This window comes from Chrysosporum bergii ANA360D (genome assembly GCF_029891735.1).
Lineage (GTDB): Bacteria > Cyanobacteriota > Cyanobacteriia > Cyanobacteriales > Nostocaceae > Umezakia > Umezakia bergii.
Window position 1 is genome coordinate 1 of the sequence record NZ_JANQDH010000050.1, and the last position, 20,428, is coordinate 20,428.

The 20,428-nt window shown below is 43.7% G+C and carries 19 protein-coding genes and 1 tRNA gene; 5 read left to right on the forward strand and 15 right to left on the reverse strand.

Features of this window, described 5'->3' with window-relative positions:
- Positions 1 to 262 precede the first annotated feature (262 nt).
- Positions 263 to 334: transfer RNA gene (locus NWP17_RS07775), tRNA-Thr, on the reverse strand.
- A gap of 33 nt (positions 335 to 367) precedes the next feature.
- Here NWP17_RS07775 and NWP17_RS07780 point away from each other — a divergent pair.
- Positions 368 to 637, forward strand: a complete 270-nt coding sequence (locus tag NWP17_RS07780) for a DUF3493 domain-containing protein (RefSeq protein ID WP_280654344.1) — start codon at positions 368 to 370, stop codon at positions 635 to 637.
- A gap of 147 nt (positions 638 to 784) precedes the next feature.
- Here the strand turns inward: NWP17_RS07780 and NWP17_RS07785 are convergent, their stop codons facing one another.
- The 10 genes from NWP17_RS07785 to radA all read right to left on the reverse strand — a co-directional run bounded on the left by NWP17_RS07785 (position 785) and on the right by radA (position 15,255).
- Positions 785 to 2,503: a DUF1565 domain-containing protein gene (locus tag NWP17_RS07785; protein WP_280654345.1), complete on the reverse strand. Its 1,719-nt coding sequence runs from the start codon at positions 2,501 to 2,503 to the stop codon at positions 785 to 787.
- Between the two features lie 266 nt (positions 2,504 to 2,769).
- Positions 2,770 to 2,967, reverse strand: coding sequence for a hypothetical protein (locus tag NWP17_RS07790; protein ID WP_280654346.1), 198 nt, complete (start codon positions 2,965 to 2,967; stop codon positions 2,770 to 2,772).
- A 461-nt stretch (positions 2,968 to 3,428) separates the two neighbouring features.
- Positions 3,429 to 6,512 carry a translation initiation factor IF-2 gene (gene infB / locus NWP17_RS07795; RefSeq protein ID WP_280654347.1) on the reverse strand — a complete coding sequence of 1,028 codons (3,084 nt, stop codon included), beginning with the start codon at positions 6,510 to 6,512 and terminating at the stop codon, positions 3,429 to 3,431.
- 138 nt (positions 6,513 to 6,650) lie between these two features.
- Complete coding sequence (locus NWP17_RS07800; protein ID WP_280654348.1) at positions 6,651 to 6,884, reverse strand: hypothetical protein; 234 nt, start codon at positions 6,882 to 6,884, stop codon at positions 6,651 to 6,653.
- A 43-nt stretch (positions 6,885 to 6,927) separates the two neighbouring features.
- On the reverse strand, positions 6,928 to 7,197 hold the full coding sequence (locus NWP17_RS07805; RefSeq protein WP_280654349.1) for a YlxR family protein: 270 nt from the start codon (positions 7,195 to 7,197) through the stop codon (positions 6,928 to 6,930).
- Positions 7,198 to 7,318: 121 nt separating this feature from the next.
- Positions 7,319 to 8,593 carry a transcription termination factor NusA gene (gene nusA / locus NWP17_RS07810; RefSeq protein ID WP_280654350.1) on the reverse strand — a complete coding sequence of 425 codons (1,275 nt, stop codon included), beginning with the start codon at positions 8,591 to 8,593 and terminating at the stop codon, positions 7,319 to 7,321.
- 234 nt (positions 8,594 to 8,827) lie between these two features.
- Positions 8,828 to 9,289, reverse strand: a complete 462-nt coding sequence (rimP, locus tag NWP17_RS07815) for a ribosome maturation factor RimP (protein WP_280654351.1) — start codon at positions 9,287 to 9,289, stop codon at positions 8,828 to 8,830.
- Between the two features lie 213 nt (positions 9,290 to 9,502).
- A complete protein-coding gene (locus NWP17_RS07820) occupies positions 9,503 to 10,900 on the reverse strand; it encodes a hypothetical protein (RefSeq protein WP_280654352.1) in 1,398 nt (465 codons plus the stop codon).
- Positions 10,901 to 11,067: 167 nt separating this feature from the next.
- Positions 11,068 to 13,692, reverse strand: a complete 2,625-nt coding sequence (locus tag NWP17_RS07825; protein ID WP_342394002.1) for a WD40 domain-containing protein — start codon at positions 13,690 to 13,692, stop codon at positions 11,068 to 11,070.
- A 27-nt stretch (positions 13,693 to 13,719) separates the two neighbouring features.
- Positions 13,720 to 15,255 (reverse strand): DNA repair protein RadA, encoded by a 1,536-nt coding sequence (gene radA / locus NWP17_RS07830; protein WP_280654354.1) that lies wholly within the window; start codon positions 15,253 to 15,255, stop codon positions 13,720 to 13,722.
- Between the two features lie 155 nt (positions 15,256 to 15,410).
- On the opposite strand from radA, the gene rpaB reads away from it, so the two are divergent.
- The 4 genes from rpaB to NWP17_RS07850 are packed head-to-tail and all read left to right on the forward strand — an operon-like array spanning position 15,411 to position 18,003.
- On the forward strand, positions 15,411 to 16,139 hold the full coding sequence (gene rpaB / locus NWP17_RS07835) for a response regulator transcription factor RpaB (protein ID WP_190409154.1): 729 nt from the start codon (positions 15,411 to 15,413) through the stop codon (positions 16,137 to 16,139).
- A 34-nt stretch (positions 16,140 to 16,173) separates the two neighbouring features.
- Positions 16,174 to 16,809, forward strand: coding sequence for a cofactor assembly of complex C subunit B (locus NWP17_RS07840; RefSeq protein ID WP_280654355.1), 636 nt, complete (start codon positions 16,174 to 16,176; stop codon positions 16,807 to 16,809).
- A 21-nt stretch (positions 16,810 to 16,830) separates the two neighbouring features.
- Positions 16,831 to 17,472, forward strand: a complete 642-nt coding sequence (locus NWP17_RS07845; RefSeq protein WP_280654356.1) for a Uma2 family endonuclease — start codon at positions 16,831 to 16,833, stop codon at positions 17,470 to 17,472.
- Positions 17,473 to 17,484: 12 nt separating this feature from the next.
- Positions 17,485 to 18,003 (forward strand): DUF456 domain-containing protein, encoded by a 519-nt coding sequence (locus NWP17_RS07850; RefSeq protein WP_280654357.1) that lies wholly within the window; start codon positions 17,485 to 17,487, stop codon positions 18,001 to 18,003.
- Between the two features lie 7 nt (positions 18,004 to 18,010).
- Here the strand turns inward: NWP17_RS07850 and nblB are convergent, their stop codons facing one another.
- From nblB to NWP17_RS07870, 4 genes are all read right to left on the reverse strand, one after another.
- Positions 18,011 to 18,667, reverse strand: coding sequence for a phycobilisome degradation protein NblB (gene nblB, locus NWP17_RS07855; RefSeq protein ID WP_280654358.1), 657 nt, complete (start codon positions 18,665 to 18,667; stop codon positions 18,011 to 18,013).
- A 35-nt stretch (positions 18,668 to 18,702) separates the two neighbouring features.
- Positions 18,703 to 19,161 carry a CBS domain-containing protein gene (locus NWP17_RS07860; protein WP_280654359.1) on the reverse strand — a complete coding sequence of 153 codons (459 nt, stop codon included), beginning with the start codon at positions 19,159 to 19,161 and terminating at the stop codon, positions 18,703 to 18,705.
- Between the two features lie 56 nt (positions 19,162 to 19,217).
- Entirely contained in the window at positions 19,218 to 19,661 is a 444-nt protein-coding gene (gene mutT, locus NWP17_RS07865; RefSeq protein ID WP_280654360.1) for an 8-oxo-dGTP diphosphatase MutT, read from the reverse strand.
- Between the two features lie 273 nt (positions 19,662 to 19,934).
- On the reverse strand, positions 19,935 to 20,282 hold the full coding sequence (locus tag NWP17_RS07870) for a DUF760 domain-containing protein (RefSeq protein ID WP_280654361.1): 348 nt from the start codon (positions 20,280 to 20,282) through the stop codon (positions 19,935 to 19,937).
- Positions 20,283 to 20,428 lie beyond the last annotated feature (146 nt).

Sequence of the window (20,428 nt, forward strand, 5' to 3'; positions counted from 1 at the left end):
ATAAGAAAATTCTACAACCCTTACTGTATAAGGCTTATAAGGTTTGACCCTCCCTATAAAACGCTGTAACTGTTATACAGTAAGGGTTCTAGCCTCTAATATTATTATGCCATATTTATATCAACTTGTTATAGTACTTATGTACGTATTAAACAAAATTACTTTACGTAGTATGTTGCTTTTTTATAAAAATGGTATAAACTCAGGTTATAGGGTTTTATGGCTATGCCTCTAAATGCCTGTAAGTCTTATAAACCTTATAAGCCGATGACGGGATTTGAACCCGTGGCCTGCTGATTACGAATCAGCTGCTCTACCACTGAGCCACATCGGCGTGTACAGTGAGATATTATAGCATTATTTACTTATGGTAAAACCAAATCGTCAAACTGGTCTGAATTCTGAACAGTATGCCCGCCTGAAAGCGGAAATGGCAGCCCCCTATCGTGGTTTGCGGCAATTTATTTATGTTGGTTTTGGTGCTTCTGCTTTGATTGGTGCATTTATTTTCTTCTTTCAGGTCTTGGCTGGAAGAGATGTTAATGGTACTTTGCCTAATTTGGCTCTTCAACTGGGCATTTTAGCTTTGATGATTGTTCTGTGGCGCAAAGAGCAAAAGGGGCATAAACGTTCTTGACATCTCCCCTGGTGGAGACAAAGGGGGTTTTAAGTAGTCGGTATGGGGCATGGGCAAGACTTTAAACGGATGGGCAGGCAATGTCAAGAATCACCGACCTAGAAGGTCGGTGAGTATGTCAAACCAGAAGGTGTCAAAGCTGAAAATTTACTGAACTTTTACCAAATAAGGAGAGGGAATTGCTTCCACACGTCCGGCATTCACTAGTGCTTGGTAAACAAAGGCAGCAATTTCTGCTCTACTTGCAGGACGGTTGGGGTTGAGTTCTCTGGTGGTGGGGTAGTTAATTACTAATTGCTTGGTAGTTGCAGCCGCCACGGGTTGAATTGCGTAATTAGGAATTTGCTTATTATCGCTGTACACGGAGAGAACACTCTGATCATTAACGGTGAAACCTAGACCGTTAGCTAAAGAAACTAGTGCTTGTACTCGAGGAATTTGTTGCTGTGGTTGAAATCTACCATCGGGATAACCTGCCAGAAATGTGCTGCGGTAGGCAGATTGAATAGCGTCGTAAGCCCAGAAATTATTGGCCACATCTTTAAAATTAAAACCCTGACGTTTAAATAGTGGTGTCAAAGCTTTGGTGATAATGGTAGCAAATTGAGCGCGAGTTACAGGGTCATTAGGTTTGAAAGTACCATCTGGAAAACCCGCAATGATATTCTGCTGTGCTAGGGCTTCTATATAAGCTTTTGCCCAATAACCTTCTGGTACATCTGCAAAAGTGTTTTGACCAGTGGGGAGGTTGGGGGGGTCAACGGTAGCAGCTGCAAAATTTACTTTTCCAGAAATGCGGTTTTTATCAATATCGTTGCCAATAGCGGAAATTGTACCAGATGCGGCATTATTTAGATCATAACGAGTGTTACCGCGAATCAGGTTGCCACCTGGACTGTCATTAGTACCAAGGTCAGGTTGAGCCTGGACGGTGGCAACAATACCATCTCGCTTGTTGTTTTGAATTACATTCTTACGTATGATGGGTTTGGCAGATTCTGAAATATACAGACCATCTTGGTTTTGGATGATTTGGTTAGACTCAACTAGAGGTGTGGAGGTCCCACCGATGGCTAGACCAAAACCTGTATCTTGAAACAAGTTATTGCGAATTTCACCTTGGGCGCTTTTAGTTATGGAAATACCGTTACCTTTGTTTTGGGCAAACAGGTTATTTTCCACTGTGGGCTTACTTGTCCCTGTAACAAAAACACCCTCTCTGGCACTGTTATTAAAAGTATTATTTTTAATGGTTGGGTTGCTAGATTCTACCCACACTGCGGTACCACGCTGATTTTGGTTAGTGACAGTTAAACCTGTGATGGTAGTATTTTCTCCTGCTAAGATGGCAATATTTTGGCTGGCAAAAGTACGACTGATGTAAGCACCACCACCAGTAATTAAGACTCCCTGACCTTTGCTAGATTCATTTCCCCGCAGGGTGACTCCTGGGTTAAGTAACAGAGGAAACTGTTCTCCAGATTCGCTGTTATAGGTTCCCGGTGCTAGTTGAATAATTGTACCTGGTTGAGCTTGTTTGAGAGCAAAAGTAATAGTTTTATAAGGGGTAGCTTCGCTAGTACCTACACCAGGGGTATCTACACCGTTTTGTGGATTAACGTAAATTACCGTTGCAGATGTGGGAACTTGTGCTATTAAATTCAAGGCTGTTGCTTTTTGGTGGCTAACAGGAGTATTGGCCTGAGTACTCGGTAATATAAAACCACCAGATAGAAGTAACAAGGCTGTGAGTCGAAATCCCAGGGATAAGGTAGATTTCCAGGGACTGCTCAACAAAAGGCGAAAATTTTTGGCTGAGAGATGGCGTGGCGCATCTGTGGAAATATGAAGACTGCGATATTTCATTTTATGTTGGTGTTTAGCTGAATTATGGTTAGTTAGCCCGGGTCAAATATAGTAGCTAAGAGCTATGCAAGCCATGGTTAACTATATCGGATGACTGGTAACAAATCAGCTAAGTTTCGCAAAAAAACATAAATAATTATTTTTTTAAGCAGCAGGGGCTGGTGAGGTTAACGGCCCGCTAGGAGTGAGAGGACAGGAGTTGACGGAAAGGGCTGGGAGAATGCTGACCATCAACTTTGCTGCTTACAAGTAGGTTTGCTAAGTTTTTAATAAGCTAAGGTTTCTAAAGTTTCTCTTAAATATATTTGCACCTGTTGTTCTATGTGAAGTTCCTGTAGTTGGCTATAGTGTTCTAATTGCCAGCGTTGAAAACCTGAACTTGTGGCGATGGCGCATTTCAGACCGTACCAAATTTCCGAGTCAGCAGAAAATTGGCGATCGCTAGCGGCTGGAATTTGAACCATAGTACTTTATCCTCCAGTTTTAATTTTAACATTTATGGCAGTTTTCTATTGGATTAAGACTTTACAGGGTCTAGTTTAAGGGTTTGTCCGAGTTTGGGTTAATCTCTCCTTGGTCTGAAAATAGCCAGATCATTGTTTGATTAACCCATAAGCTTAAAATAGTTCAATGCTGCTTAATCTTTTCTCAAGATAATCTTTATATTTGAACAATTCTGTGTGATTGGTCACTAAAATACCGTTACACCCACAGAAGTTTGTTAAAAATGAGTTAATGGTGGACACCTGTTTAAACTAAGGAACCGCAGGGGAGAGAGATAAAAAACTCAAGAGAGATATTTGGCTGAAGTTGATTAAGAAATGGTATGACTGCTGTTGAGTGGGGTGATGAGTTTTGGGTGAAAAAGCCGCAAAACTCATCATTTGTGGTTTTGTGGTGATGGTCCGGCAATTAGTAACCAGCACTATTTCGTTAGTGTGAGTGTACGACGCTTAGTTACCATCTGGAAGGCTTCAATGGTGTCTCCTTCAACCCAGTCATGAAATTTCTCAATGTTGATGCCGCATTCATAACCGGAGTTAACTTCTCGCGCATCTTCTTTCATTCGTTTGAGGGAATCAAGCACGCCTTCGTAGATGACCTTACCGGAGCGACGGACTCGGACTTTACAGTTACGAATCAGTTTGCCCGATTGTACATAGCAGCCGGCAACTGCTCCACGACCAACGGGGAAGACGGCCCGGACTTCGGTTTGTCCCAGGGGTTCTTCCACTAACTCTGGTTCCAGAAGACCTTCTAAGGCTCCTTGGATATCTTCCAAGAGTTTGTAGATGATATTGTATTCCCTGACATCTACTCCCGCTTCGTCGGCGGCTTGTCTAGCGCCACTGGCGTAGGTAGTGTTGAAGCCAATAATTACAGCGCCACTAGCTGCGGCGAGGTCAATATCTGTCTCTGTTATTTCCCCAGCACTAGCCAATAACATCCTAATTTGTACTTCGTTTTGAGGAATTTGTCGGAGAGATCCCACAATGGCTTCCACAGAACCTTGTACATCTGCCTTGAGGATCAAGTTTAGTTCTTTCAACTCGCCTTCTTGTGCTTGAGCCGAGAGAGTTGTCAGAGTAACACGTCCTTGTAGTAGGCGGGATAGACGTTGTTTGTCGGCGCGATCGCCTGCCAGCGCTCTGGCTTCTTTTTCGTTGGTGAAGACTTCAAATTCATCGCCTGCGCCTGGCACATCACTTAAACCGAGTACCTCGACAGCGAAGGAGGGACTAGCAACATCTACTCTTCTGCCTTGGTCATCCACCATAGCCCGCACTTTACCAAATGCCGAGCCTGCTACCAACATATCCCCCACTCGCAAGGTGCCATTCTGAATTAGCAGAGTAGCAACTGCGCCTTTAGCTTTATCCAGATGTGCCTCAATGACTGTTCCTTTAGCAGAGCGATCTGGGTTAGCAGATAATTCTGCTACTTCTGATACCAGCAGAATCATATCTAAGAGGGTATCCAAGTTTTCGCCTTTGATGGCACTGACGGGAACCATGATAGTTTCACCGCCCCATTCTTCTGAGGTGAGACCATACTTAGTCAGTTCTTGTTTAACGCGCTCTGGTTGTGCCCCTTCCTTATCAATTTTGTTGATAGCTACAATAATCGGCACTTCGGCTGCTTGAGCGTGGCTAATAGCTTCTATGGTTTGAGGGCGAACGCCGTCATCAGCGGCCACTACCAAAACGGCAATGTCAGTAACCCTTGTTCCCCGTGCCCGCATGGCTGTAAACGCTTCGTGTCCGGGGGTATCTAAGAAAACTATCTGCTGGGTTTTTCCTTCATGTTGCACATCTACATGGTATGCACCAATGTGCTGGGTAATGCCACCAGCTTCACCAGAGGCTACTTTGGTTTTGCGAATTGAATCGAGCAGAGTTGTTTTACCGTGGTCCACATGACCCATGATTGTCACTACTGGGGGACGGCGCTGGAGTGATTCTAAATCTTCTACATCCAGCATTTCTGTGACTTTCCGGGCTTCTGCTTCTGGTTCGGCAGTTTCCACTGGTACTTCTAGCTCTTTAGCTACCAAAGTAATTGTGGGGAAATCCAAATTCTGGGTGATACTCACCGCCATGCCTTTGAGGAAGAGGATTTTTACAATTTCCGTATCGGCGACAGCTAAAGCATCTGCCAGTTCTTGGACTGTCATTGGTTCCCCTGTGAGCAGTAATTTTTCTGGGCGCTCAGGTTTAGTCTCTACTTCTTGGCGACGGTTATGGTCGCGGCGAGCAAAGGATTTTTTAGCTCTGGTAGTTGGGCTGCTAATAGCTGCGGTTGGTGACTGTGCGGGTCTAGCTGCTTTTGGTTTAGGAGGACGGGCGATAGAAAGACTGACTTGGAGGGTGTCTGGGGAGTTTTCATCGTCCTCGTCCAGTAAATCGTCATCTTCAAAGTCATCTTCAACAATTGGTTTGACCCGCTTACCTTTAATTCCTAATTTGCCGGGCTTTTCTTTGATTTCGTCAATGATTTCTTCTTCTTGACGCTTTTTACCACCTTTAGCTAAACGCGGTGGGATGGGGCGTTTCAAATCCAGTAGTTCGGCTGGGACTTCATCATTGTCCTCTATGTTTCCTTTTGCTGGTGCGCCTAACATTGGTTTAGGCGGGGTGGCAAGTGGCATGGCCGCTACTGGTTCTGAGGGACGTACTGGTCTCCTGGGTTTTGCTCCCTCTGCTGCTGGTGTTGGTGCGCCTGGTCTTCTTCCTTTTGACTCCGATTTTACTGGAGATGGGGTAGGACGGGCTTGTTTTGCCACTGGAGGTTGTGGGCCTTCCTTGGTGGTTGGCTTCACAACCTTGTGCTTGGCTTGATCTCGATCTCGTTTGAGTACCGGTTTCTCTCTTGTAGTAGACTGGTCAGCATCCGCGGGAGAAGTAGCCGCAGAGGGTCTAGCAGGTGGGCCCGCCAGATTGGGTTTTTGCGGTTTTTCTGTTTTTGGTTTGGCTGAAACCGGTTTTTCAGGTTTTCCGGTTACTCTTGTTTCCGATGCCTCTGTCTTAGAAACTTTATCTGCTTGTTTATTTGCAGGTTCTGGTGAGGTCTCAGATTGATTCCGGGGTACAGGTCGAATTGGTGCCGTCGGCTTCATGGGTGAGACTTGTGTATGAAGTTGCTGTGGTGGTGAAGGAGAATTAACTGCGGAAGAAGCAGGTTGGCTATGATTAGCAACTGGGGCTTCTGGGGCTTTGGGTTTAACAATTTCCAAAATTTGCTGTTTGTGTGGTGGGGTTAGTCGGTTGCGAGATCCGGTTGGTGATGAATTTAGTTTATGGCTTGATGTACCTTGTTGCTTTTTGTGCATCCCATTGGTGGCTGCCAGTTTTTCGGCAGTGGTGCGGATGCGTTCTGCTTCAGATTCTGAGATTGTGCTGCTATGGCTTTTGACCGCAATGTTGAGCTGGTCGCAAATTGCTAATAGCTCTTTGTTATCCAAATTCAATTCCTTTGATAATTCGTAGATTCTAACTTTACTGTTGTTCATCCACTCTTCCCCTTTAATTTACAGTTTTTTGGCGGATGGTTGCCTGGTTTTGGACATCTCCATCCTTGGATTACTGTTTTTTGGTTGCCCTTGGTGATTTTGCCGGTGCCTCCAATCAGGAAAGAGAGATGTTTTGGTTTAACTCTGGCATTTCCACCGGAAATGATGGTTAATGCCAAGGTGCGCTTGATCGCTACCAGGTTGCCATTCTTTACTTGTTTGTTTTGCTGATTCTGAGTTTTCCACAACACAATCTAGTAAAACTGGTTGGGAGTATTGTTCTGCTACTTTTGTAGTAAAAAGTTGCAGCTTGCTACACCCATTTACTATTTTGGCATTTACCCCATTAATTGCAGAGTCGGCTTTTAGCACAAGTACTCTGGGGATTACCGCCAGAACTTTTTTTCACCTGATGTTAATTTTGATTTTGGGGATTGGTTTGGGCTAGACGCTGCCACAGTGTTTGATACAGTGCTTCTGGCACTGATGCTTGTAGCGATCGCCCTAGTCGATTTTTTTTCTGAGCTGCTTGCAGGCAACCGGTTTGTGGGCAAATGTAGGCAGAACGCCCCATGCCCTGATCTAATTGTACCTTTCCTGATGGAAAGACGCGGACTATCCTCCAAAAGTCTTGTTTCAAGCCTACTTGGCGACAACTAATACAACGCCGATAATTGGGTTTCATTGGTCTTTTTTGACTACAGGTGAGCAATGGTGAAAATAAAGTTAATTCCTGGTAATCGTTAAGACTTGTAATGTTGTCAATGGTAGCAGAACTCCACAAGAGTAGTCACCAGACTAATAAATTAATCTTGCTCACTGGTCTGCAAAAATTCTTCCTCTTTTAGTTTTTCTTGATTTTCATCATCTAGCCTCTTGACTTCTGGATCATCTTCCTCTAGTCCATGATTAGCCCTGGCGGCAGCAAATTTAGTATCTTCTCCTACATAGTCGTACTTAGCTTTGTCTTTAATGTCGATTTTCCAACCTGTTAAGCGAGCTGCTAAACGGACATTTTGCCCTTCTTTACCAATAGCTAAACTGAGTTGATCTTCTGCCACTAGTACATGGGTTTGCCTGGTTTCTGGGTCCATGAGGCGGACTTCATCGACGCGGGCGGGACTCAAGGCGTTAGCGATATATGTAGATGGATCTGGAGACCAACGAATTACATCTATTTTTTCGCCGCGTAATTCGTTGACTACTACTTGAATCCGGGATCCTCTGGCACCAATACAGGCCCCTACTGGGTCTACATCACGATCTAAGGTATCAACAGCAATTTTAGTTCTCGGTCCTACATGACGGGAAGGGGGATTAGCTTCTCGTGCTACGGCTACAATTCGCACTACTTCATCTTCAATTTCCGGGACTTCGTTGGCAAATAGATAAACTACTAAGCCTGCGTCAGCGCGAGACACTTGCAACTGGGGGCCCCGTTGTTGCCCCTGGGAAACTTTTTTGAGATATACCTTAAAGGTGGCATTTGCGCGATAATTGTCGTTAGGTAGTTGTTCTCGCTTGGGTAATTCAGCTTCGACTTCTGGCTGCCCAAAACCACTGGTTACTGCCAAAATTACTGATTGTCTCTCAAATCGCAAAACTCTGGCTTGCAAAACGGTTCCTTCTAGGTCTTGGAACTCTTCTTGTACCATTTGCCGTTGTTGATCCCGGAGTTTCTGCGCCAGTACTTGCTTGGTTTGCATTGCTGCCATGCGACCGAAGTCACTTTGATCTGGCGTTACATCCAAGACTACGGAATCTCCTAACTGTGCTTCGGGGGCTACTTGTTGTACTTCATCTAAGGAAATTTGATGATCGGAGTTATCCACTGCTTCCACAATGCCTTTAGTGGAAAGAACGCGGAATCCTTCTGCTTCGATGTCAAGTTCTACCTCAAAATTATCAAAATATTCTTCATCAAAGTGTTTTTTTTCTAAGTTTTGGGCGCGACGAAAGCGTTCGTAACCTTTAAGTAATGCTTCTCTAATGGCTGATTGAACTGCTAAACGTGGCAAATTGCGCTCACGACTTATATTTTCAATTAGTTCTTTTAATCCTGGTAAACTAACCATTGACATAAGTAATCTCCTTTAAAATTATGGTCTAAAAAATAGCCATCAGGCAAAGTAGAGACCTGATTGATGCGCCAACAGGTTGCTGGGGTTCCTTTGTTGTAGCGACTAGCGACTGGTTTGTACAAGGGTGTTCTGAGTGATCAATTGGGCATTAAAGATGAGGGATTAGAGGAAAGTTAGACTCTACTCCCTAGCTCTTAGTTTCCAGTCTCTAGCCTTTGGCCTTTGGTTCCTGGTCTAGCGGCGCTCATCTAGCTGCACCCTGGCGATGAGGGTGCGGGGAATTTCGATAACGCGACCTTTTTGGTTTAAGTAAACATTGGTTTCGTCCCGGCGAATCAACTGACCAGTCCACTCTTGCTGTCCTTCGTAGGGTTGGGAGGTGGAGATGCTCACAGGAAATCCTTTAAAGGAAATAAATTCTCTGTCTGTGACTAATTGCCGTGAAATTCCTGGACTAGATACTTCCAAGACGTAGGTATCTGGAATGATCTCTGCCGCATCTAAGGAAGTTTCTAAGGCGCGACTCATCCGCTCACAATCATTCAGTCCAGTGTCCTGCTGGGAATTGCGAATGTCTACCCGTAATACTGGTGGACGCTGGTTGGTGTGAAATACTATGCCAACAACTTCCAAGCCCAGTTCTGCTGCTACTGGTGTTGCTAAATCAATAATTTGTGGAATTAACGGATGAGTCATGGGAAATTTCAATAAAAAAAGTGGGCATCGACCCACTTCCTGCGATAGGGATATCTTCCAAGAAGTCTGATGACGAATCAATCATGGTTCGTCTCTACTCTGAGTTTAGCGCATTTCTTTAATAATCAATAGTCAATAGTCATTGGTGATGAGTGGTTAGTGGATATTTTCTGCCGTTGTTCTTTTCATTTCGTTAATCTATCTCGTGTTTAGCTAATTTTCGTTTTTGAGTGGGAGAACAGTGGTTTTATTTACCAAGGGCTGGACGGATGTTTGTGTTCTGATTTGTCTGGTCTGCTCTATAATCTGGTCTATGTCTTCTTGGGAGAGGCGTTGCACATAGTTGAGCTTGACTTCTTCGAGAAAGTCGAACATTAAGCTTTGTATTTCTGCCAGTACGTGTTTTTGCTGTATTTCTTCCCCTAGGGCTTGGGTGAATTTTTCTGCTAGTTGACTGGAAAGTTTTGCTCCTAGGGGATCTTCCATGGCCGCGGTGACGGCGCTGTAAAGGTTGGTGGTGATTTGATTGGCTAGTTGTTGGCTGAGTTGGTTTTGCATATCTCCCAACCCTGGAATATGGTGCAGGTTACGGTAAACGGGGACTTGACTGATGGTGTTAGCAATATTGTGGCGCAAAATGGCGGTTATTTCGGGTTGAATTTGGGGCAACACTTGATAAACTAATGTTTGCACCAAAATACCTGCGATCGCTTCTACTTCATTGATATTATTAATGTCTATGTATGGTCGCAAGTTTTGTTTTGGCTTGAGCCAGGTGGTGAAGTCACCGCGGCGAATGGAACCCTGAATTTGGTTAATTACTCTGACTACGACTATTTCTGTGAGGTCTTCGGCAAAATTAGCTAGTATTGATTGATTTATTTGTTGCTGTAACGGTTGCAGGTTTAATAACTGGGCTTGGTGTAGGCGAATCATGACGGGTAGGATGCGTAACCATCGCACAAAAGGTAGCAGTAGAAATAGGTCGTACCAGCGCCACAATATGGCATTGACCCAGGTAAAACTAGGATGACGACTGCGTAATATAAAGCAACGCGCCAGTAACTCTACGCTAAATAATAATACAAATGGTAGGTCTAACAGCCAAAAATTATCCAGTAATTCGCCATTTTCTCCGATGCTGCGAAAGTAGTTGGTGGCGATTAAAGGACGAATTTGCCTGTTAAAAAAATTAATTTCTTGGTTCCACCCCTGTTGAGATAAATATTCTTGACTCCAAAATTGAGCAAAAGACTGTTTTGCGGACTCTTTACCTATGTGGTCGCGCATCCGATTTTTGGCTTTTTCAAAGTTACCACTCTTATTTGCTGCTGCAAATGGATTAGAGTCTATCATTTCCGCGCTGAGACGGTCAAGTTCTTTTAATTTGGTTTTAACCTCTGATGACGTTAAACCTGTTTGACTAATCTGTTGTTGGAGTGCGTCTACTTGATTCAAATAATTTTGAGTTTCTCTATGGTGTTCAATTCCCTTAATGGGGTCATAAATGTGGCTGATGAGGGGAAAATTCCGTAAATAGAAATCTCGCCAAGGTACGTAAGTCCAATCAAACAACACTAAGCATAAATTAAGGGTGGCAATGATTGCCATCAATCTCTCAAATACTAGGTTTTGGGGTTTTGGTGATTTTCGTTTGTGTCTCACGTGTTTAAGAAATGTTACATTAATTAATATTTGTTAATTATTTTTAATTTTTTTTTTTTAAATGTCAAACTCCTGTGCCTTTGTGGTTGGTGATTAAACTGTAACTCAGTTAGCTACAGCATTGGGGAAGTTAATCGCCAAATTTTGATATTACCGCTATCATCTCCGGCTACTAGCCAATCTCCGTTGGGGCTAAAGATGACGGAATTAACTGAGTCAAAGTGATTGAGGGTGCAAATTTCTCGTCCTGTTGCTACTTCCCATAATTTGACTGTGTGGTCATGACTAGCACTAGCGAGAATGCGCCCATCACCACTGAAGGCTAGAGAATTAACAGATTGAGAATGACCTATGAGGGTGCGAATTTCTCGCCCTGTTGCTACTTCCCATAATTTGATAGTTCTGTCCAAACTACCACTAGCGAGAATCTGCCCATCACCACTAAAGGCTATTGAATAAACCCAGTTAGAATGACCTATGAGGGTGCGAATTTCTTTCCCGGTGGTGATATCCGAGAGTTTGATGGTGTTGTCTCTAATACCACTAGCGAGAATTTGCCCATTACCACTAAAGGCTACTGAATGAACCCAGCCAAAATGTCGAGTCAGGGTGCGAATTTCTTTCCCGGTGGTTACTGACCAGAGTTTAATAGTTTTGTCAGGACTAGCACTAACTAAAACTTGGCCGTCTCCACTGAAGGCTACAGATTTTACTGATTTAGAGTGACCGGAGAGGGTGTGAATTGCTTTCCCGGTGGTGACATCCCACAGTTTGATGGTGTGGTCATAGCTAGTACTGGCCAGAATCTGTCTGTCATCACTGAAAGCTAGGGAGTGAACCCAGTTAGAATGACCTGAAAGGGTGTGAATTTCTTTCCCGGTGGTGACATCCCACAGTTTGATGGTGTGGTCATAAATACCACTAGCTAGGATTTGCCCATCACTACTGAAGGCTACAGATTTAGGGTAACAAGCGGTGAAGGTGTTAATTGCTTTACCTGTGTTCACCTGCCATAGTTTGATGGTGTAATCATGACTACCACTAGCTAGGATTTGCCCATCACTACTGAAGGCTAGGGAGTTAATTGATTCAGAATGACCGATGAGGGTGTAGATTTCTCTACCTGTTGCTACGTCCCATAATTTAATGGTGTTATCTGAGCTACCACTGGCTAGGATTCGCCCATCAGTGCTAAAGGCGACGGAGTTAATTGATTCAGAATGACTGATGAGGGTGTAGATTTCTCTACCTGTTGCTACGTCCCATAATTTAATGGTGTTATCCGAGCTACCACTGGCTAGGATTCGCCCATCAGTGCTAAAGGCGACGGAGTTAACGGGTTGAGAATGACTGATGAGGGTGTAAATTTCTCTACCTGTGAGCAAATCCCATAGGGTGATGGTGTGGTTATGATGACCACTAGCGAGGATTCGCCCATCAGTACTGAAGGCTAGGGAGTTAACGGTTTGAGAATGGCTGATCAGGGTGTAAATTTCTCTACCTGTTGCTAGGTCCCATAATTTAATACTTTCCCAATTACCACTGGCTAGGATTCGTCCATCATTACTAAAGGCTAGGGAGTTGATTGATTGGGAATGACAGGTGAGGGTGCGAATTTCTCTGCCTGTGGCTACTGACCACAGTTTGATGGTGTTATCATTACTGCGACTGGCTAGGATTTGTCCATCACTACTAAAGGCTAGGGAATTAACTGATGCAGAGTGACTGATGAGGGTGCGGATAAGTTGACCTGTAGTGGCTGATAATAGGTGAATGGCGCTACCAGCTACACTTGCTAGTATATGTTCTTTGGGGCTAAAGGCTACTATTCCGGAATTACCGGGGATGATGCGTACACATTGCCAATGTGGGGGTGTATGGGGATGAGGTGTTTCTGGCTGTGTTGGTGAGATGATTTCCCTATTTAATAAATCCAGCCACTGCTGCACGGTTTGGGGACGAAGTTTGTAATTTAGTGCCATTCCCTCTATAATTGCTTCATTCACCCTGTCGGTAATACTGGGATTTAAACTTTTGGGTGATGGTAGGGTAAAGTTTTGCAGTCTGACTGGTGCTGACATGGGTAATTCGCCGGTTAGCAAGGAATATAATGTGGCGGCTAGGGCGTAAACATCAATATATTCTCCTCGTTCTTCTATGGGTAGATATTGTTCTGGGGGTGCATAACCGGGGGTAAGACTTTCTGTGTGTTGTAAGATTGCGCCGGGAATAAATTGTCTAGCAATGCCAAAATCAATGAGTACGGCTTCGGCTTTACCTGCGCGCATCATGATGTTACTTGGTTTTAAGTCCCGATGCAGTAGGCCTTTTTCATGAACCAAGGTTAAAGCACTACCAATTTGTTGAATATATTTCAGGGCTTCTGCTTCTGGTAATGCTCCTGTTTGATTGATCCGCCTGCTTAAATCTTCCCCTTGGATATATTCCATCGCCATACAGGGTAAGTGGTTGTGATGGAAGACGTTTTCGATTTCTACAATGTGGGGATGGCGACATAAGGCTAGGCGTAATGCTTCTTCTTTGAAGTTTTGCTTGAGTCTATTTTGATCTGTGATCCAAGCCTGATTATTGAGTATTTCTTCTCGCAGGGTTTTAATTACCAGGAGTTTACCTTGTTGATTTCTGGCTAGGTAGGTAATACCAATTCCACCTTCACCTAAGTATTTATCGATGATGTAGCGCCCACCAAATAGTTGCTTTCCTGGATTCCACACGATAGGTAAAAACGGTAGTTTGATTATATTTTATTCGGTTTCGTCTTCACCTAGCTCTAAATCCCTGGCTTCTAGGGTTTGGTGTGGGATGGCGGCAATAATGGCATCTATGACTTTGGAGACTGGTAATATTTCTATGTTATGGTCTGAGTATTTTTGCCCTTTGGGAACGATGGCTCGTTTAAATCCCAGTTTGGCGGCTTCTTTTAGTCGCAGTTCCATTTGGGATACTGAGCGCACTTGTCCCCCTAGGCCGACTTCACCGATTAATACTGTACTGGGATCAACTATGCGATCGCGAAAACTAGCGACGATGGCGATGGCGACTCCTAGGTCTACTGCTGGTTCTGCTACATTCAAGCCACCGGCGGAGGCTACGTAAGAATCTAGTTTAGACATGGGAATCCCTACCCGTTTTTCCAGGACGGCGAGAATTTGCACGAGACGATTATAGTCTATCCCTGTGCCGGCGCGTCGGGGTGAGGGGTAACTGGTGGGACTAACTAAGGCTTGTAATTCGACGACGATGGGGCGAGTACCTTCGCAAGCTACGACAATTGCTGTTCCTGGGGCTGGATCATCACGGTTACCTAAAAATAGCTCTGAAGGGTTGGACACTTCTTGTAGTCCATGTTCGATCATTTCAAAGATACCGATTTCGTGAGTTGCGCCAAAACGGTTTTTAACTGTTCTTAATAACCGATGGGAGGCAAAGCGATCGCCCTCAAAGTATAGTACTGTGTCTACTAGGTGTTCTAAAACTTTTGGTCCGGCGATGGCTCCTTCTTTGGTGACGTGTCCGACGATTAACATGGTAATATCTTCATGCTTGGCTACTTTCATGAGTGCTGCGGTACATTCCCTGACTTGGGCGACTGAACCTGGTGCGGATGTTAGGGCGGGAAAGAATACTGTTTGAATACTATCAATTACTGCTAAGTTGGGTCTGAGGGAGTCTATCTCTCGCAAAATCTCTTCTAAATCTGTTTCTGGCAATACATACAGATCGGCATTTTTACTCTCTTCGCTTTCTGGGGCTATGCTGTTATTTTGTTCCTTTTCCTGATTTTCCTGGGTGGGTAGCTCAGGAATTTTTGACACTCCCAAGCGGGAAGCTCGCAATTTGACTTGTTGTCCTGATTCTTCGCCGGTGATGTAGAGAATGCGGTATTTTTTGGCCAGTTGACTGGAAACTTGTAGTAGTAAGGTAGATTTACCAATACCGGGATCACCACCAATGAGAACCATGGAACCAGGAACAATTCCTCCGCCTAGTACCCGGTCTAGTTCAGAGTAACCAGACTCCCAACGGGCGATTTGGCGATCGCTGATTTGATCAAAGGTGAGGGAAGAGCGTGGTTTTGCTGGTTTTAGAGGGGATTTGTCGTTATTTTGATTGTTTTGCCAGTTGCTAATTCCTCCTCTGGAAGGTATGTCTACTGAGGATTGGATACAAATTTGCTCTTCTAGGGAGTTGTAAGTACCGCAGGTGGGACACTTGCCAAACCATTGAGAAGATTCTGATCCACATTGGTTACAAATGAAGGAGGTTTTTGGCTTTGACATTCTTAAAAAGTTATGAAAAAATCTTTCAGCTAAACTGAGCATCAAAGAATAGTAAAAGATCCGGGTTTTTCTCAATCAATGGAAGGAATGATATCTTAATATTATGGTAATAAAAAATCATAATGAGAAAATTTAGTTAGGGAGCGTTGAGAAACTTGGAAAGCCATAAAGAAAAAATCCTGGTGGTAGACGACGAAGCCAGCATTCGCCGGATTTTGGAAACGCGCCTTTCCATGATTGGCTACGATGTGGTAACGGCTGGAGACGGGGAGGAAGCTTTAGAAACTTTTCGCAAGGCTGAACCTGATTTAGTGGTGTTAGATGTGATGATGCCAAAGCTGGATGGCTACGGTGTGTGTCAAGAATTGCGTAAGGAGTCCGATGTCCCGATCATTATGCTAACAGCCTTGGGGGACGTTGCCGATCGCATCACTGGGTTAGAGTTGGGTGCTGATGATTATGTGGTGAAACCTTTTTCCCCTAAGGAGTTAGAAGCACGGATTCGCTCGGTGTTACGACGAGTGGACAAAACCGGAGCTTCGGGGATTCCTAGCTCTGGGGTGATTCATGTTGGTAATATTAAAATAGATACCAATAAACGGCAAGTTTATAAGGGTGATGAACGTATTCGCTTGACAGGAATGGAGTTTAGCCTTCTGGAGTTGCTGGTTAGCCGTTCTGGAGAGGCTTTTTCCCGTTCGGAAATTTTGCAAGAAGTATGGGGTTATACACCAGAACGTCATGTAGATACCCGTGTGGTAGATGTACATATTTCTCGGCTGCGGGCGAAGTTGGAAGATGATCCTAGTAACCCGGAGTTAATTCTCACAGCTAGGGGTACTGGTTATTTATTTCAAAGGATAATTGAACCCGGTGAAGAATAGGCGGACATGACCAATGACCAATGACTAACGGCTAATGGCTAAATCTGATCCCAATGTAATTGTAAGGCGTTTACCCTTGGCTGTTGGCGGGTTGGGGGCTGTTTTGTTGCTGATTAATCGTTTGCTGACTCCAGAATTAACGGAGTCACAAGCGCGGGGGGATGTGGTAGGGGTAATTTTGAGCGCGGTGTTGATTTTAACGGGTTTAATTTGGCAGCAAGTACAGCCGCGATCGCCTGATACTGTAGAATTAATTGGTAAGGAAGGTTTTGAACTGGCGGCAGATTTGCCGGAAGCTGTTAAAACAGAATTAGCCTGGGCATCCCGTTTATTATTGACTAATACGGTAACGCGATCGCTGGTAGTATATTATCAGGGTCAAGTTTTGTTGCGTCGCGGTATTCTCGGTGCTAAGTCGGAAGTTGTGGCGGGTCCGATCTTAAAACGAGTATTGGAAACACAAAAGCCGGTTTATTTGGTTGCTTTAAAGGTATATCCAGGCAGAATTGAATTTGATTACTTACCGGAGAATACCCAAGGTGTAATTTGTCAACCGATTGGTGATCAAGGGGTTTTGATTTTAGGGGCTAATGCGCCCCGCAGTTACACGAAACAAGATGAAAATTGGATTGCTGGAATTGCTGATAAATTAGCAGTAACATTGAAATAAAATGTTATTTTAATTACTTAAATGCTGACAACAGTATTACTCCCTGAAACAAGAACTTTGCTGAAGAAGATTAGCTGGCGGACTTTCAAAGCCATGCTGACGGATATGGGTAATACACGCCAATCTCGATTAGCTTACGACAATGGTATGGTAGAAATCATGACTCCACTCATGCTGCATGAGAACTCAAACCGGCTGATTGAAGGTTTTATTCTCCTGTTATGTGAGGAGTTGAGCTTAGAAGTAAAAACAACAGGTTCATTGACCTTGAGCCGGGATGATGTGGAGAAAGGGGCGGAACCAGATAGCAGTTATTACATTCACAATGAATTGATTGTCAGAAGTAAAGAAAATATTGATTTAAATCAAGATCCACCACCAGATATTGTATTAGAGATAGATTATTCCCGACCGAAAATAGATAAATTGTCTCTTTATGCTGCTATGGGTATCCCTGAGTTTTGGAGATACGACGGTACTGTTTTACGAATTTACACTCTATCAAACAATCAATACTCAGAAGTTGAGTTTAGCCCTACGTTTGCACCGATAGGGGTGAGGGAAATTCCCAGATTTATAGAAGAAAGCCGGCAAATTGGGGAAATGGCAGCTAAGGGTGCTTTTCGCAGTTGGGTAAAAGAGCAAATCTCTGAAGCAGGTTAAAAATTACCAATTATGCAAGTTATTTATTGGCTATTAATCATGATTATGGTGGTGGGAATCATTGGTTCAGTGGTTCCTGGGCTTCCTGGAAGCAGCTTGATTTTAATTTCTATTATTATTTGGGGTGTTTTGGGTGGTTCCTTGGCGGCGATTAAAATACCACTGACGGTGACAATTATAGTTTTAATTCTCAGTATTGGGGTTGATTTTTTAGCTGGCTACTTGGGTGCAAAAAAAGCTGGTGCTAGCAAGTGGGGGCAAATAGGGGCAATGGTGGGGTTGATACTGGGGTTTGTTGGTTTACTACCGACTTTGCCTTTTGGAGGTCCTTTGTTAGGTATTTTACTAGGACCTCTGTTGGGAGCAATTATTGGTGAATTTATTTATCGCCGTCAATTATGGTTGGCAATTAAGGCTGGTGTAGGAATTATAGTCGGTTCTCTGATTGGCAATTTGATTCAAGGGGTGTTGGCTATTGCTGCGGTGGTGGTTTTTGTGGTGACGACTTGGCCTCAAGTTTATGGAGGTTAATTTAGGTTTAGGCTAAAGATTTTTTAGCTTCATGGGCTACCGCTTCTACTTGGTCTTGGGAGAGAGTTACTAAAATAGTTTGGGCTTCTGCACCACCTAAACGAGTTAAGGCTTGAGCAACTCTATAACGGATTTGCCAGTCAGGGTTGCTGGCGAAGGGCGCTAGTAGGGGAATTGCTTGTATATCTCCTAACTCACCGAGGGAACTAATGGCTGCTGTTTGCACTAATTCATGTTCTGAAAACAGTGCTTGTTTGAGTAGTTCAAATGCTCGCGGATCGCCTAACTCGCCTAATGTGGCAATAATGCTGAATTTTACTAGCCATTCTGGGGTTTGGTGGTAGAGTTGCTGTAGGTCTTCAAAGGCATCATGCAGCTTTAGAGCGCCTAAACAATCGGCTGCTGCGGCTTGGACATCTGGTTCGGGGTCATGGAGTAGACCACGCAATAAATCTAAAGATAATTCTAAATTCTGGTTTCCTAGGGTGTCCATTTGACTTACTGCTGAGTATCTCACTCGCGAGTTAGTATCGCTCATGGCTATTTGGATGATTTCAAAGGCTTTTGCTGGTTCTAAATCACGGGCTTGATTGACGGCACGCAAGCGATCGCCTAAATTGGGAGAACTAAGCATTTGTTGGACGGACTGTGGGGTAGTAGTCATTTGTTTTTCTGGGAAAATTTTTTTCAAGACTAATCTTAACTGGCTGCCATTGCCCGGACAATATCACCACGGGTAAGTATACCAACTACTTGATTCGCGCTGTTAATTACGGGTAAGCGGTGAACATTGCGCTCTTGCATGAGTTGGGCTGCTTGCTTGACGGTTTGTTCTGGGGAAATAGCTATGGGATTTTTACTCATGACTTCACCTACGGTTTGCCCTAAAACTTTGTGTAATTCGCGTTCGTAGGTGGCTGGATTTTGTAGGTAAATGACGCTATCAAGAAACATAATGTAGGCTGGGGGAGTTACGCCGGTTTCTTGCCACATTAGGTCTGTTTCTGAAATAATTCCCACTAATTTACTGCCATCATCCACAACAGGTATGCCACTGATGCGTTTTTCTGCCAGAATTTGGATAGCTTCTTGGAGTGGAGTTTCTTTTTGCACCACAATGGGGTCACGGGTCATGACTTCGGTAACTGTTTTAGGCATTTGCTTGTTGACGCTGTTGATCAAACTCTATGCAATTATTGTATAAAATTTCGGGACTAAAAGTGATTTGGTTCTTGTTTATTGGTGATGACTTGCTGCCTTAAAGCGGCGATAATTTGATGATTAGCTGGGGGGAAGGTAAAATTATCTAGGTCATCTAATTTGACCCAGCAAATCTGATCGCATTGTATGGGTTGAGGAATACCTGTGAGCAGACGACAGTGATGGACAGTTAGAGTGACTGATAAGTGGCTATAAGTGTGATCAATGGTGATTAAATGCTTACCCACTTCAATTTCTATGGCTAGTTCTTCTTTAATTTCCCGTTTAATACATTCTGGGATGGTTTCGCCAGGCTCAAGTTTTCCCCCAGGAAATTCCCATAAACCACCCATTACACCTTCTGGAAGACGGCGATCAATTAAAATTTGTTGGTGGTCGTTCCAAATTACAGCCACACCAATGATTTTGTGGGGTGGTAAGGAAGTATTTGCAGTCATGGATAATACATAGCGAGTTTTAGCCTAATTTGGTACTGTAGCGGGTAAGATGCCGACACTACATTTTATATCGATTTACGCTCGTTGAGGAAAAGCTATATATTCAAGCAAAAATCGGCAGAATAAACTGAGATACTGCCGAGCTTGCTGTTTACTTTTAGAGAAGTTAGGTTACAAAAATCCTGGATGAGATTAAATTTAATGGGTTTATCCATAACATATAACAAAGCATAAACCCAATGTGTTCAATTTTTGAGGGAAAATTGGCAAATGTTACTCAGTTTCGTTGCTGTGATTAGTTTCGCTACCTTGCAAAACAGTTTCAAAATTCATTCTCTGTTCTGCGTTACGCAAAAAGTAACCGCTAATCATTGCTGAAGCAAGTAGTTGACCTAGACTTTCTCTGCTGGTGGTGACTGTGATGTCAAAGTGTTCTGAAGGTAGATTACCTAATAGTCCGATGATATTACGCTCCATCACCTGGAAAACTTCAGAGGAAGTGGGTCTCGATAGCTGGGTAACTGTTTCCGGACTCAGGGATTTAACGTATTGCCATAACATATTAGTGTTTTCTGACTCACCGTTCAAAAATTCTGAGACTTTATTGGACTTGTTACTCATGTTGTACCTCCTGTACTATCACTACTAATTCTAGTGTAGTGTTTGCAACTTTAATCAACTTAAATAGTAAATGCCTGTTGTTTACCAAATCCAACTGGCTATGAACTGTTGTTATTATTTAATTTAACAGTCCTATTGCTGTTTTG